We start from the raw sequence: 14,989 nt of genomic DNA on the forward strand, positions 1-14,989 counted from the left end.
ACTTAAATTTTAAATAGAAAAAAAGCACTTTATAAGTGCTTTTTTAATCAAGTCCGTAATAATGGTCCCCGGGGCCGGACTTGAACCGGCACGACCGCTTAAAGTCGCTGGATTTTAAGTCCAGTGCGTCTACCAATTCCGCCACCCGGGGATTAATATAAAAAATAAATGGTGTCCCGTATAAGACTTGAACTTATGACCCACTGGTTAAAAGCCAGTTGCTCTACCGACTGAGCTAACGAGACGTTAATAATAAAAATAAATGGCTGGGCTAGCAGGATTCGAACCGGCGCATGAGGGAGTCAAAGTCCCTTGCCTTACCGCTTGGCTATAGCCCAATTACTGGTGGGGAGTGACGGATTCGAACCGCCGAACCGTTAGGAGATGGTTTACAGCCACCCGCGTTTAGCCACTTCGCTAACTCCCCTTTAATATAATGTGGTGCTGACTAAAGGACTCGAACCTTCGACCTATTGATTACTAGTCAATTGCTCTACCAACTGAGCTAAGTCAGCAGTTATCCTTTTGTTTAAAAGTAAGAACCTTTTCAATTATACAAAAAAAGGGATTATAAAGTCAATAAAAAAAATAAAAAAAATAAAAAAAAGCACTCTGGGCGGAGTACTTATTTAATAGATCTAGAACAGTTAATATTATATATATTATAAATCTAAATATTATGTTCATTTGATAGGGCTAAATAAACATTATGGGCTAATGATTTTTTAAAACTATCCTAGACAAAATAATTATATTTTAATTGCTATATTATTTCAATATTTAAAAGCTAATTTTTTTAAAAAAATAATTAAACATCTTCATTTGTTAATAATTTTAAAATTAACTCTTCTTGATGAAGTTCTTTATTTAAAACTATTAATTCTTGTGCCTTCTGTTTGAAATTATCAATATCTTCTCTATTTGTATATAAAGTCATAATAACATCACCTTTTTTTACAAATTCATTTGAAGTTTTATTTAAATAAATTCCTGCTGCAAAATCTATACTCTCTTCTTTAGTTGCTCGCCCTGCACCTAAATGCATTGAAAGGTATCCTAATTGATCTGCACTTGCAAAACTTAAATACCCATCATTTTGAGCTAGAATTTGAATTGTATATTTTGTTTTAAAGTTATTTTCATAGTCTAAAATAACATTAAAATCACCATTTTGAGCTTCTATAAAGTCTTTTAATAAGTGTGCAGCACTTTTATCTTGTAAAACTTTATTAAGCTCTACTTTTGCTGTTTCTAAGTCTTTAAAGACATTATTTTGAACTAAAGTTAATCCCGCTGCAGTTACACACAATTCTATTAAATCTTCTGGTCCATTACCATTTAATGTATCTCATGCTTCTTTAACTTCTATTGCATTTCCAATTGCTCTTCCAAGTGGTTTATCCATATTTGTAATCATTACACTAACATTTCTTTTATGTTCTTTTCCAATAGTAATCATTGATTTAGATAATGCAATTGCATTATCTAAATCTTTCATGAAAGCTCCACTTCCCATTTTAACATCTAGAATTATGCTATCTGCTGGTATTACAAGTTTTTTTGACATAATACTTGATGCAATTAAAGGAATTGAATCAACAGTTCCTGTAACATCTCTTAAAGCATAAAGTTTTTTATCAGCTGGAACAATTTCACTTGATTGACTCATAATTGATATTCCAACTGTATTTAAAATTTCTTTAAATCTAGTTTCTGAAATTTCACCAGTTCAACCTGGACAGCTTTCCAATTTATCAATTGTACCTCCAGTTTGGCCTAAACCTCTTCCAGAAAGTTTTGCAACTTTTATTCCAAATTTTGCAACTAAAGGTGAAAAAATAAGACTTGTTTTATCTCCTACTCCACCTGTTGAATGTTTATCTGCTTTTAATCCATCAACACCATCTAAATTATAAGTTATTCCAGAATCGATCATAGCTTGTGTAAAAGAAGCTATTTCAGTTGGTGTCATACCATTAAATCAAACAGCCATATTAAAAGCTGACATTTGATAATCTTTTAGTGAGTTATTTACAAAAGAATTAACTGTTCAATATATTTCTTCTGCTGTCAATTCTTTGTTATTTTTTTTCTTGTCTATAATATTTGCAAAGTTCATCTTATTTTCTCCTAAGAATTCATATTAATAAAAGTTAGTTCTATTTTTTTTATCAATTCTTTTTGGCTTAATTCCAAGTTTTTTTGGATCTCAGTTTTTATAAAGATCGATATTTTTGTCTACTTCTTTTTGAACATTTTTTGTTAACATTTCAGTTTTAAGTGAAATAAATTTCTCTGGCATTAAAGGTTTTCCAAAAACTACTTTAATAACAAATTTACCATGTTTTCTTTTTTCAAATAATCTATATGAATCAATTATTGAAACTGGAACAATTGGAACATATGCCATTTGTGCTAATTTCATACTTGCAGGTTGAAATTCATTTGTTTCTTGTTTGGCACTACGAGTACCTTCAGGAAAGATTACAACTGTTCTCTTATATTCTGAAATTAAATCCTTTGCTTCTTTCATAGCACTTAAAGCACTTCTTGGACTATTTCTATCTATTTGAACATTATCTGTTAAATTCATAAAATGCTTAAATATTTTAGTCTTTCAAAGTTCTTTTTTTGCAATAAAAGCAACTGGTTGTTGTAAATTAAAATCATTAATTGCAAGCATTAAAATTGGATCTAAATTTGATTGGTGATTTGGTGCTAAAACAATACCTCTATCTAATCAATTTTCAATACCAATTACATCTATTTGCACATTTGCAATTTTTAATACTTTTCTAATTTTCTTTTTAACTCAGTTATATCTTCATTCTTCAGAATAAAGGTTTGGATCTTGCTTAATTTTTCTAGTTATTTTCTTTGCTTTTGCACTAACTCTCCAAATACTTCATGCATTAGTAAATAATCTTCATTTACTTACATAAGCCATTTCCTTCTTGTCTTTATTATCACTTGCCTTTTGATCTTCTTGTGTTAATTCTAAATGTTCCATAGTTAATACCTTTCATAATAGTAAACTGTAAATTCTTTGTAATTTTCTTCTTTTGTAAGATTAAAATCGTTTTTATCTCACTTGGGAGCATATTTATCTCCTTGATATTCTTCTTTAATGACACTGATGACAAGTTTATCTGCATAGTCAAAAGCAGTTGAATATATTTGAGAACCGCCTATTACAACTAGTTCTTCATTAGTAGATTTATACTTTTCTAAAATTTCTTTCAAATTTTTAGATATTTCAAGATTATTATAACTCTTTTCTAATTTTCTTGAAGTAATTAATATATTTTTTCTATTTGGCAACGGTTTAACAGAAAGTGACTCTCATGTGTTTCTTCCCATTAAGACAGTTTTTCCTTTTGTATAATTAATAAAATGTTGCATTTCTTCTTTAATATTTCAAGGTAATTGATTATCTTTTCCAATTATTCCACTTTCTGTTTGTGCTCAAAGAAAAGAAATCATTAAACAGCAACTGCTCCTTTAATTGCTGGATGACTTTCATAACCTTCAAGTGAAATATCTTCAAATTTAATATCAAAAATTGATTTATTTTCTCAATTAACTTTTAATTGTGCCAATTTTTTTGGCTCTCTTGTTAATTGTAATTGCAACTGTTCAATGTGATTTGAGTATATATGAGCATCTCCAATTGTATGTATAAAATATCGTGCTTTTAAATTACATTCTCTTGCAACTAATTCTAATAACAATGAATAACTTGCTATGTTAAATGGAACTCCTAGAAAAATATCTCCACTTCTTTGATAAAGTTGAAGATCAATAAAACCATCACTTGATACATAAAATTGAAATAATGAATGACATGGAGGAAGAGCCATTTGATTAACTTCTGCTGGATTTCAAGCAGAAATAATATGTCTTCTTGAAAATGGGTTTTCTTTAATATCATTTATAAGATTTTTAAATTGGTCAACTCCGTTAAAGTTCCTTCATTGTTTTCCATAAACTGGTCCCAATTCTCCATGTTTTTTTGAAAATTCATTATCAACTTTAATTTTTTCAATATATTCTTCTAAAGTCTCATTATTGAATTCATTTGATTTTTTAAATGTTTCATAAGGTCACTCATTTCAAATATTTACTTTATTATCAACCAAATATTTAATATTTGTATCTCCACTAATAAATCAAAGTATTTCATGAACTACTCCTTTAAAAAATACTTTCTTAGTAGTTAATAAAGGAAAACCTTCTCTTAAATCATATCTTGATTGAGTTCCAAATTTTGAAATAGTTCCTGTATTAGTTCTATCTTCACGTTTTTCATCATTTTTTAAAACATCTTTTACTAATTCTAGATATTGCTTCATATAATCACCAATAAAGATTATATATGAATTGAAAAAAATAAAAACCACAAAAATATTTGTGGTTTTTATTTTAAAAAACTTTTAATATTAATTTTTTAACAGTGATTTCAATTGTACCTTCTTGCAATTTAGAAACTAATTTTTTAGCACTTTTCAGATTAGAACTATTTGCCTCAAGAATATCTGCATGAATTATGTCCATATTGAATTTAAAATTTTCTATTATATTTTCACCTTTTTCAAGTTCTTCTTTTAAATTATTTAATTTATTATAATTTTCATTTTGTCCTGAGCTATATAAGTAAGCAAGTTCTGCTAAAACACTTTCAATATCAGATTGAGGTTGTCCAATTTTTTTTATTTTTGAATTTTCATTTTTAAAAGCTTTATTTAATAAATCTATTTGCATTCACAAATATATACTTTTTTGTCCACTAGAACCATTTGGATCAAAAGTTGTTTTTATCTCATCAATTTCAGTATCTAAAAATACTTCATCAAGACTATAAGTTTCTACTTCAGGATCTGGTTTTTCTCCCCCACCATTTCCATTGCCCCCTTCATCTGGATCAACACATGCTATAACAGAAGCTGATGAAGAAGCAATCAAAGTTGTTGTTGCTAATAATGTTAATATTTTTTTCATATTTTTTTCCTCCTATATTCATTAAAATTTTAAAGAATTCTTCTTGTGAAGATAGTGTTTTATCAAAAATATAAATAAACTGATTTTCTAATTATTTAGCTCTATTTATACTATTATTTTAAATATCTACTAACTCTTTTTGTCATTTTTATGTATTTTCTCAGATTTTTAATTTTGTTTTAAATAAATTTAAATAATTATTTAATGAAAAAGTAGCTGGAGAAGATATTGAATTTACTAATTTATATTCTTGGTATTTATTTAAATCTTCAATCATTAATTTTGAATTTGTTTTATTATAACCATAGAATATTTTTCATAGGACTTCTTTTCTTCAAAGATTTGCTTATTATATAATTTAACTAATTCACTAACTGTTTCACTATTTGATCAATTTTGAAATGTTTTTTTCAATTAAAATTAATTGCTATTCAAGCTTATTCTTTTCAAAATCACTTGTTATTAAAATTGAAACTTTATTATATAAAGAATAGCAGTATTGATTTAATAATAGAGATATTATTCGTATAAAATTTCACATATCATTTAATCAATTTGACTATAGATAAAAAACCTGCAGAAAAATTTGATTTTTGATTTGAAACTGCATTTTTCATTTCTGGATGATATTTTTCAAAAACACAATTTACATCTTTATTTAAATTAATATTATTAATAATCCCTAAAGTTGGTATACTAGTCAAAGACATAGTTCCCAACAACTATAATAATGTTTTTATTATTTTTATTTTACCTTTTTTCGACATACTCATGTCTAAATTAATCTTAACAAAAATATTAAAAAAACCAACTTATTAGTTAGTTTTTTTAATATTAAATAAATTTTCTAAATATTTAAAGCAACAGCAACTGAATAATTCTTTTCATGACTTATAGAAATTTCAATATTTTTATATATTGCATTTTCAATTACTGGCTTATTATTTTTATAAATAATATTTATTGTATTTGGAAGAACTTTATGTTCAACACATTTAATTAAGGCTTCTTTTGCAGCTCATCGACCTGATGCAAATTGTATTTGTGCCTCTTTGCTTTGCAATTCTTTTAAAAGTGTTATTTCTTGATCGTGTAAAAAGCGTTTTAAGAATTTATCTTCTAAATTAATTCTTTGATTTTCAATTATATCTATTCCTATTTTTGCCATAATTAATTCCAATACCCATTTGCAAAGTCAAAGTAATATTTAATTCAATACACTCCATTGTAAGTTTCAGTTCAAAACTCTTTTTGAACTTCAATTTTTGAAATACTATTTGCTCCCTCATTGTCAAATTCACCTAATTTCATTTCTCCTGAAGGAGAAATTTCAAGCCCTTTAATTAAGTAATTTGCAGTATATACTGTTGATAAAAATGGCATTGTATCTAAATTGTTTCTTGTTGTTGCATTTACATAATTTATACTTTTAAAGAAATTATAAGTTAATTTTGGATCTTTTAAAACTGTTGATAAATATCTTTTATTTGTTGTTGTAGTTGAAGCGTCAATATTATCTGCTAATATAACAAATGGGTTTTCAATTGAATTGCTATCTGCTCATTTATAAAAGCTAACCATTTCTTTTTCATTTAATCACGCTGAATGAATATCAGTTATATCGTCATCCCTAGTAGCTTTATAATATTTATCTAATGCATTTATTAATTCAACACTTGTAACTGATGTTTGTTGCTGATTTAGTCCATTGACAAAAATAGTAGAACCCATCAGCATTAATTCAGATGATAGTCTAAATACAGCTCTTGTATCTTGGGGCATTAATTCTATACAAGTAGAGATTGGTAAAGAAAATGGATTTGTAGTTGAATAACCTTCTGCCATAACATCTTCATAAATCAAGAAGAAATTTTTTAAATCCTTAACTTCTTTATTTGCTATCATTTGAGAACCAAGTACCATTAAAGGATCAAGTGCATATTTTGTAAAGCAAGCATTTGAATAAGTAAATCCAAAAATTGGAAGTGATGGTAAGGGAGAAGCTATTTTTCTAGACAAGGAATATTTTTTATAAGCATTACCTTCTAGAACTTTATTTTTTATTTGTTCTTCTGTCATATTTGAATAATCAACAAGTCCAATTTTCTGGTGGTCAGTTGCAAACAAAGGAAAACTTGCCATAAAACTAACTGTCATTGAAAGGATCATTCCTATTGCAAGACCATTAAATGCACCTAAAAGAGTATCAACTTTTCTAATAACTTTAATTCTTCTCATTTTTCTTTTAAATGTTTTATATAGAAAAAAACCAATTAAGTTTACAAATAAAAAGATAAATAAACATAAAAACATGTATAGCCCTAAAGCTGAAATAGTTTTTAAGAATTCATATGCAGCTCCAGACCCACTTATAGGTATTTCTCCTGTCCCAGGAAGAATTGAACCAATTGATTCTCCAATCATATTTCCCAGCGCAGAGAAAGCTTCAACAAGGCCTAACAATACTCAAAGTCTCATAAATAATGGATTTAATGAATTTGTTAAAAGTGCAGGAACAAAAAGTAATATTAAAACGATTATTAACTGTAAAATCAATATATAAAAGGTAATGAAAAATCCCCTTGTCATACCATATATTGTACTTCCAATAATTATTGCAAAAGCAAATATATCAAATAACCATCAAGGTCCTATATTAATCATATTGCTTTCACTCCATTCTCATTATTAACATTATACCAATATTATTATTTTATTTATAAACCTTATTTTACATTATAATTTATCTAGAAAGGCTTGAAATAGATGACAAGTTTAAGTTTTAAAAAAGTAGATCAAAATATAATAAATAAAATTATTGATGATAATCAATTATTTTTAACTGATTCAAAAAATCCAAATATAAAATATTTAATTAAAACAAAAAATAATCTAACAATAAGTATTTATACTACAAATACTGTATTAATTCAAGGAAATGATGCTCAATTATTTGCTTTAAAATATAATTTACAAAGTGACATTAATGTTACAAAACCCTTAAGTTTGGAACTACCAAATATTGGTTGTGATGAAGTTGGTGTTGGTGATTTTTTTGGTCCATTAATAACTTGTTGTGCTTATGTAAATAAAGATTTTATTTTAAACTACCCTGAACTAACAAATAGTATTACAGACTCTAAAAAAATTAATGACTTAAAAATAATTGATTTATTTGAACAACTAAAAGATAAAGTCAAATGAGAAGTTTATATTCTTGACAATTCAAAATATAATAAGGCATATGATATCTATAAAAATACTCATATCTTAAAAGCGATTTGTCATAATCAAGCTTTAAAAAGACTTTTTAGAAATAATAACGAATTGATTGGACAACAAATAATAATGGATCAATTCGTTGATAAAAAAAATTATTATAATTATTTAAAAGATCAAGAAGTTGTAATAGAAGATATATATTTTGAAACAAAAGCAGAATCAAAATATATTTCAGTTGCAATTGCAAGTATTATTGCAAGATTTCACTTTTTAAAAGAAATTGAAAAATTGGAAAAAGAATTTAATATTAAACTTCCTTTAGGAGCTAGCAATAATGTTAAAGATTATGTTAATACATATAAAAAAGAATTTCCTTTAGAAGTTACAAAATTTATTAAATTACATTTTAATAGTAACAAATAAAAAAAACCCATATTTATATGGGTTTTTTAAATCTCAAAGATGGACGCATTGAGAAAATGTATTAAATTTTAATTAATACTTGAAATACAGAGTGTTAGTAATTTACTAACACGACTATATTATATTCTTAAAAAAAAAAAAAAAAATTATTTCAATTCAACTTTAATTTCTTTTTTATAAATATATTTTATTTTAGCTTCGTCTAGCATTTTTTTAGCTATTTTATTCTCAATAGTATCAATATATTTATCAGATGAATATATAATTTTTTTTATTCCTGATTGAATTATGCTTTTTGTACATTCATTACAAGGAAATAAACTAGTGTAAATTTCACAACCTCTTACAGATTCTTTTGATGAAAGAATAGCATTTAATTCTGCATGAACAATATAAGGATATTTAGTGTCTTTTAAATCTCCTTGTCTATCTCATGGATAGTTATCATCGTTTAATCCTCTTGGAAGTCCATTATAACCTGTTGAAATGACTTGTTTTAAATCATTTACTATTACACTTCCAACTTGTGTTGTAGGATCTTTACTTCTCATTGCATTTAATTGAACCATTGCTAAAAAATAAGTGTCTCAATCAATATAATTATCTCGTTTTTTCATATTATCAATTCCCTTTTAAGAGCTAATACTTCCATCTGAATTCATAAATCAATCTCAACCATTCTTTTTAAAGATTATATTTGCAGAATCACTTGTCATTAAATTTCGTCTTACATATAGTTGTAAAGTAATTGCTGAATAAGGATCATGAGCTGGTGAATAGTATGAAATTAATGAAAGTGTTAAAGGTAATATAAATGAAATAGTCAATATAACTATTGGAATTATAATTAATTTATCCATAGTATTTTTTTTATAAATTGAAAGTAAATATATACTTGATGATATTGCAGCTGAAGCAATTATCATTATATATAAATGCATTTGACCTAAAAATAATGGATAAATTACTAAACAAAAGATTGGAAATACCATTCTATTTTTTGAAAATAATTGAATTGGTTCTCTTTTTTTATCTCATGTTGTTACACCCAATACTCCAACAACACTTGCCATAAATCCTAACCCACCTGAAAAAACAGCCATTTGATCAGGAACTGCAGCACTCACAAAGAATCCAACTAATGGATAAGTAATAAAGATTGCAAGAGCAAATCTAAATGATCCAATTAATCCTTCAGTATATCTTGCTATTTTAATTACTCCACCTGTTAAGAATATTATTTGAATGAATGCCATAATAGCTCCATTTGAATTTGCAGTAAATCCATATGTAAATATTCTTCATCATTGTTGACCCACAATTGTTAAATTTCTATTTGTAGCTCCAAAAAATAAGTCTAATGATAAACCATTAATATTTGGAAATCACAAAAATGATAAAACCATTGTAACTAAAGGTAATATAAAAAACATTGAGACTAGAATAATTGAAATAGGTGTATTTCTATTCATTTTTTGAATAGCTTTTTTAAATTTTATGTTTGATGATTTTGATGGATCTTTTAAAATTTCTACCATTTCTTCATCTGAAATATATTCTTCTTTGTCTTCTTTTTCATTTTCCCTTAGAGAATCTATTTTTGAAAAATACGGTTTTAACTTAGTTTTAATTGTTTCTAAAGAAGAAACACTTAATGTTAAACCTTCTAATGAGATTTCAATATCACTGTCACTTAAAGCAATATTTATTATTTCTATTTTTTCTCTTTTTTGAGTTTTTAAATTCTCTTTTATTTCATTTAAGTTTTTATCAGAGCTTGCAGGAGAACCTACAGTTACTCTTATTATTTTATAATCAGCTTTTGGATTTATTAAATAAGAAACATATTCATTACTGTAGTTTTCTAAAGCTTTATATTTTTCAACTTTAACAAAATAGTGAACTAAACTTAATTTTAATTCATTAAAATTTGCCATATTATTACTCACCTATTCTTTAAACATATTGATTTTATCATTAAATTCAATTGGTAATTCACTTATTAATTCAATTTTTTCATTTGTAATTGGATGATTAAATGCAAGTTTATATGCATGTAAATACTGACCAAATTCTTCTTTCATATCTTCTCTAAATGCATATATCGGATCTCCAACCACTGGATGTTTTATAAATGCCATATGAACTCTAATTTGATGAGTTCTTCCTGTTTCAATCACACAACTTATTTTTGTATGATTTTGATAACGCTCTAATACTGTAAAATTTGTTATTGCATGTTTTGAATTTATATCTGTTGTTGTCATTTTCTTACGATCACCTTTATGTCTACCAATAGGTGCATTAATTTTTCCCGCATTTGGTTCAACAACTCCATGAACTAGAGCTATATATTCTTTATGAATTTCATTATTTGCCAACATTTCTGTCAATCTTCTATGTGCTTTATCATTTTTAGCAACAATCATTAACCCTGTTGTCATTTTATCAAGTCTATGAACGATTCCAGGTCTCAAAACTCCTCCAATAGAAGATAAATCTTTAATCTTAAATAAAAGTCCATTAACAAGAGTTCCACTTGGGTTTCCAGCAGCTGGGTGAACTACAAGAGCATTTGGTTTATTAACAACTAATAAGTCTTTGTCTTGATAAACTATTTCAAAATCAATATCTTCTGGTTTAGCTTCAAGTTCTGTAGGTTCTTTTAAGTTCATTTTGATCAAATCATCTTTTAGTAAGTTATATTTAACACTAACTTGTTGGTCATTTACAAGTACATCATTTGATTCAATTAATTTTTGTACATAACTTCTAGAAAAATCATATTCTTCTTTTAAAAAATCAGTTAAAAACTTATCTAATCTACCTGAATCTTGTTCTAATTTAATTTCCACTTGTTCCATTGTTAACCCCCTTTTTAAATTTTTTTCATTCATTATGTATTTCTTTATTTGTTTTTAAATATTGTTTATATGTAATGCTATTTTCATTTTTTTTAAATGAACTTGATCAATAAGTTTCAAAAAGTAAAATTTGTTTTGCTCTTAATTCTGCATAAACTTCAAAATCTTCTTGATGTTTTGATTTCATAATAGCTTCTTTAATTTCGAAGTATATATAAACAAACATAATAACTATTATAAATCCTACTGCTATTGATACTCAAGCATCAGCTAAATTAAATATATAGCTATTTGACCCTAAAAAATTAAAATCAAATTTTATAAAGTCTACAACTCCACCTTTTACAATTTTACCATTAAGTAATGTACTTGGAGCTCATGCTCTACCTAATAAATTTGCAAAACTACCTGCAACCATTAAATTAATTGGTATTAATCAATATTTATTTTTCATAAATACAAATATCAAAATTAAAAATACAGTCACTAACGCTGCAATAGAAATTGCAAGACCCTTATTTTCAGCATTCATTCCATAAGCTGCTCCAGGGTTTATTTTATATTCAAATTCTATAAACCCTGGTATAAATTTAGCTGTGGTTCCTTCAATTTTCATATTACTTACAACAATTGCTTTACTTATTCAATCCAAAACCACTAAAAAAAGTATGAGTGGTAAACATCATACTAATTTATATTTAAATATAAAATTATAATTTTTTAAATTTGACTTAATATTGAAGATAAAGTCTTGCATAATTTTCACACCTTAATTTATTACATCAAAACATCTTTGACAGATATCGTCTTGCAATTCATCAAAAATTGCTCAACATCTTTGGCATTTTAATCCTTGTTTTAATTCTACACCAACATTTGCAACCTTAGAATTAATTTCTTGTTTTAAGTCTAAAAAGTTAATTGAATTAACAATTAAAATTTGATTTAAGTCTTTTATTTCTTTAATAAAATCAAACTCAGATTTTAATTGTAAGCTAATTACAGCTTCAAATCCCTTTTTAATTATCTTTTCATTTCTTGCTTTTTCAAGTGATTCATTTACATCATCACGTAAATCTAACACTGTGTTTCAGATTTTAACAAATTCTGGACTTTGTAAGAATTTTTGTTCTCTTAAGTCCAATAAGTGAATTGATTCTTCTTTTTCAATATTTTGCATATGACTATATGCTTCTTCAACAGTATGAATTAATACAGGTCTTAGCATATCTAAAAGTACTCATAATTGTTCATACATTACTGTTTGAACTTGTCTTCTTCTTTGTGAATCTTTAGCTTCTACATAAATAATATCTTTAATAAAATCTAAATAAAATGAAGATAAGTCATTTGTTACATAATTGTTAATTAATTTAAATGCACTATTAAATGAATAATTTTCCATATCTTTATAGTATTTATCTTTTGTCAAAGTTAAATTATGTAAAGCAAATTTATCAACATCTTCTAAATTACTTTGATAGTTTAATTTTGGATCAAAATCAACTAAATTAGATAATATAAATCTGATAGTATTTCTAATTTTTCTATATGATTCTGATATTTGTTTTAAGATTTCTTTTCCAATTCTTTGATCATCTGTAAAATCAGTTGAAAATACTCAAAGTCTTAAAATATCTGTTCCTAAATCATCTGCAATCTCTAAAGGATCAATTGTATTTCCAATTGATTTAGACATTTTTTTACCCTTTTCATCATTTGTCATACCATGAGTTATTAATTCTTTATACGCTGGTTTACCATCATATATAACTGAGTTAATCATTGAAGAATTAAATCATCCTCTATATTGGTCATTTCCTTCTAGATAAACATCAAATGGTCTTTGTAGTCCAAAATTTTGTTCGATTGCTAAATTAGAACTTCCTGAATCAAATCAAACATCAAGAATATCTGTTTCTTTAGTTCAACCTAAACCTCTAAATTGTTCTGGTAAAAATTCATCTGCTGAAAGTTCAAATCAAGCATTTGTATTTTTTTGTTCAATAATTGATATTGCATAATCAACTATTTCTTTACTAATTTGTGGCTGTTTTTCTTTATCAAAGAAAGCAATAATTGGAACTCCTCAAAGTCTTTGACGTGAAATAGTTCAGTCATTTCTATCTTTAATAATATTTTTTAATCTCTCTTTTGATCACTCTGGATTTGTTTTTACATTATTTACAATAACATCATTGATTTCTTCTTTTACATTTGACAAACTAACAAATCATTGGTGTGTTGCTCTATAAATAACTGGTTTTTTAGTTCTTCAATCATGAGGATATGAGTGTTTTACAAATTTAAGTTTTAATAATAATCCTTTTTCTTGTAATTCAGTACCAATTATCTTATTGGCATCTTCATAAAATATTCCTTCAAGTCTTGAATCTTTAATTGTTACATCAAATTTTCCTTGATTATCAATTGGAGCAAAAGCTTTGATATTATGTTTTGTAACAATTTCAAAGTCATCTTCTCCAAAACCTCCTGCTGTATGAACAAGTCCTGTTCCAGCTTCGCTTGTTACGTGATGACCAATAACTGTAAATCCAGTTTTGTCATCATATCAAGGATGTTGATAAACAATATTTGTTAATTCATTTCCTTTATAAGTTTCAACAACTTTTACATTTTCTCATCCAATTTGTTCACTTACTGATTCAAGTAAATCATTTGCTACAATAAATTGTCTTTCATCATTTTCTGGTTTTACAACAACATAATCTAACTCTTCACCTAAAGCAATTAATTGATTTGAAGGAATTGTTCATGGGGTTGTAGTTCAAACCACAAGATTTGTATTTTCAAATTTACTATTTTCAATAATTTTACAAGCAACAAAAATTGTTGGAGATTTAACTTCAGCATATTCAATTTCAGCTTCAGCAAGAGCTGATTCACTTGAAGGAGATCAATAAATAGGTTTTAAGTCTCTATAAATTAATCCCTTTTCTACCATTTTTGAAAATAATTTTAATTCACTTAATTCAAAATCATCTGTTAATGTTATATATCTACAATCATAGTCAGTAAAAATTCCAAGTCTTCTAAATTGCTCTGATTGATTTGCAACTTGTTGTAATGCATATTCTTTACATAAATTTCTAAATTCTACTGGTCCCATTGCTTTTCTATCTATTCCAGTTTTTGTAATTGCAGTTTCAATAGGAAGTCCATGAGTATCTCACCCCATTATATAAGGAGAATTATATCCTGATTGATTTTTTCATCTAACAATAAAATCTTTTAAGATTTTATTTAAAGAATGTCCTACATGAATGTTTCCATTTGCATATGGAGGGCCATCGTGTAATACAAATGTAGGTTTATTTTTATTTTTTTCAATTTTCTTTTTATAAATACTTTTTTGTTTTCAGTTTTCTTGAATATTTGGCTCTTTAACTTTTAAATCCGCTTTCATATCAAAAGTTGTTTGATTAATAAGTAATGTATCTTTATAATTTTTTTCCATAATT

General features: G+C 26.0%; 16 protein-coding genes and 5 tRNA genes. 1 reads left to right on the forward strand and 20 read right to left on the reverse strand.

What is annotated here, in order from left to right; all coding sequences use genetic code 4:
• Nucleotides 1–62 precede the first annotated feature (62 nt).
• The 15 genes from SDIMI_RS03090 to SDIMI_RS03150 all read right to left on the reverse strand — a co-directional run bounded on the left by SDIMI_RS03090 (nt 63) and on the right by SDIMI_RS03150 (nt 7,662).
• Nucleotides 63–151, reverse strand: a tRNA-Leu gene (locus SDIMI_RS03090).
• 18 nt (nt 152–169) lie between these two features.
• A tRNA-Lys gene (locus SDIMI_RS03095) sits at nt 170–245 on the reverse strand.
• Between the two features lie 18 nt (nt 246–263).
• Nucleotides 264–338 (reverse strand) — tRNA-Gln (locus SDIMI_RS03100).
• 5 nt (nt 339–343) lie between these two features.
• A tRNA-Tyr gene (locus SDIMI_RS03105) sits at nt 344–427 on the reverse strand.
• Between the two features lie 12 nt (nt 428–439).
• Nucleotides 440–515, reverse strand: a tRNA-Thr gene (locus SDIMI_RS03110).
• Between the two features lie 293 nt (nt 516–808).
• Nucleotides 809–2,119, reverse strand: a complete 1,311-nt coding sequence (locus SDIMI_RS03115) for a thymidine phosphorylase (protein WP_020836541.1) — start codon at nt 2,117–2,119, stop codon at nt 809–811.
• Nucleotides 2,120–2,143: 24 nt separating this feature from the next.
• Entirely contained in the window at nt 2,144–3,010 is an 867-nt protein-coding gene (locus SDIMI_RS03120) for a lysophospholipid acyltransferase family protein (RefSeq protein ID WP_020836542.1), read from the reverse strand.
• Between the two features lie 2 nt (nt 3,011–3,012).
• A complete protein-coding gene (locus SDIMI_RS03125) occupies nt 3,013–3,483 on the reverse strand; it encodes a dihydrofolate reductase (RefSeq protein ID WP_020836543.1) in 471 nt (156 codons plus the stop codon).
• Complete coding sequence (locus tag SDIMI_RS03130) at nt 3,483–4,352, reverse strand: thymidylate synthase (RefSeq protein ID WP_020836544.1); 870 nt, start codon at nt 4,350–4,352, stop codon at nt 3,483–3,485. The genes SDIMI_RS03125 and SDIMI_RS03130 overlap by 1 nt, the downstream gene beginning before the upstream one ends.
• 70 nt (nt 4,353–4,422) lie before the next feature.
• Nucleotides 4,423–4,998: a lipoprotein gene (locus tag SDIMI_RS03135; RefSeq protein ID WP_020836545.1), complete on the reverse strand. Its 576-nt coding sequence runs from the start codon at nt 4,996–4,998 to the stop codon at nt 4,423–4,425.
• Between the two features lie 148 nt (nt 4,999–5,146).
• Complete coding sequence (locus SDIMI_RS04720) at nt 5,147–5,275, reverse strand: hypothetical protein (RefSeq protein ID WP_256377149.1); 129 nt, start codon at nt 5,273–5,275, stop codon at nt 5,147–5,149.
• Complete coding sequence (locus SDIMI_RS04655; RefSeq protein WP_158499813.1) at nt 5,275–5,412, reverse strand: hypothetical protein; 138 nt, start codon at nt 5,410–5,412, stop codon at nt 5,275–5,277. The genes SDIMI_RS04720 and SDIMI_RS04655 overlap by 1 nt, the downstream gene beginning before the upstream one ends.
• 65 nt (nt 5,413–5,477) lie before the next feature.
• Nucleotides 5,478–5,708 carry a hypothetical protein gene (locus tag SDIMI_RS03140; RefSeq protein WP_148285812.1) on the reverse strand — a complete coding sequence of 77 codons (231 nt, stop codon included), beginning with the start codon at nt 5,706–5,708 and terminating at the stop codon, nt 5,478–5,480.
• Between the two features lie 137 nt (nt 5,709–5,845).
• Nucleotides 5,846–6,166 carry a holo-ACP synthase gene (locus SDIMI_RS03145; protein ID WP_020836546.1) on the reverse strand — a complete coding sequence of 107 codons (321 nt, stop codon included), beginning with the start codon at nt 6,164–6,166 and terminating at the stop codon, nt 5,846–5,848.
• Between the two features lie 2 nt (nt 6,167–6,168).
• On the reverse strand, nt 6,169–7,662 hold the full coding sequence (locus tag SDIMI_RS03150; RefSeq protein WP_020836547.1) for a CvpA family protein: 1,494 nt from the start codon (nt 7,660–7,662) through the stop codon (nt 6,169–6,171).
• A 102-nt stretch (nt 7,663–7,764) separates the two neighbouring features.
• Between SDIMI_RS03150 and rnhC the strand changes: the two genes are divergently transcribed.
• A complete protein-coding gene (gene rnhC / locus SDIMI_RS03155; protein ID WP_020836548.1) occupies nt 7,765–8,643 on the forward strand; it encodes a ribonuclease HIII in 879 nt (292 codons plus the stop codon).
• A 146-nt stretch (nt 8,644–8,789) separates the two neighbouring features.
• On the opposite strand, the gene SDIMI_RS03160 is transcribed toward rnhC, so the two are convergent.
• Genes SDIMI_RS03160 through ileS form a run of 5 tightly spaced genes read right to left on the reverse strand, consistent with a single transcriptional unit; the run spans nt 8,790 to nt 14,985 of the window.
• Nucleotides 8,790–9,260: a deoxycytidylate deaminase gene (locus tag SDIMI_RS03160; RefSeq protein WP_020836549.1), complete on the reverse strand. Its 471-nt coding sequence runs from the start codon at nt 9,258–9,260 to the stop codon at nt 8,790–8,792.
• Nucleotides 9,261–9,275: 15 nt separating this feature from the next.
• Entirely contained in the window at nt 9,276–10,580 is a 1,305-nt protein-coding gene (locus tag SDIMI_RS03165; protein ID WP_020836550.1) for a rhoptry family protein, read from the reverse strand.
• A gap of 12 nt (nt 10,581–10,592) precedes the next feature.
• Nucleotides 10,593–11,507: an RluA family pseudouridine synthase gene (locus tag SDIMI_RS03170; RefSeq protein ID WP_020836551.1), complete on the reverse strand. Its 915-nt coding sequence runs from the start codon at nt 11,505–11,507 to the stop codon at nt 10,593–10,595.
• Complete coding sequence (locus SDIMI_RS03175; RefSeq protein WP_020836552.1) at nt 11,488–12,264, reverse strand: signal peptidase II; 777 nt, start codon at nt 12,262–12,264, stop codon at nt 11,488–11,490. Before SDIMI_RS03175 ends, SDIMI_RS03170 begins: the two co-directional genes overlap by 20 nt.
• 12 nt (nt 12,265–12,276) lie before the next feature.
• Complete coding sequence (gene ileS / locus SDIMI_RS03180; RefSeq protein ID WP_020836553.1) at nt 12,277–14,985, reverse strand: isoleucine--tRNA ligase; 2,709 nt, start codon at nt 14,983–14,985, stop codon at nt 12,277–12,279.
• Nucleotides 14,986–14,989: the final 4 nt, after the last annotated feature.

The sequence above is a fragment of the Spiroplasma diminutum CUAS-1 genome (genome assembly GCF_000439455.1).
Classification (GTDB): Bacteria; Bacillota_I; Bacilli_A; order Mycoplasmatales; family Mycoplasmataceae; genus Spiroplasma_A; species Spiroplasma_A diminutum.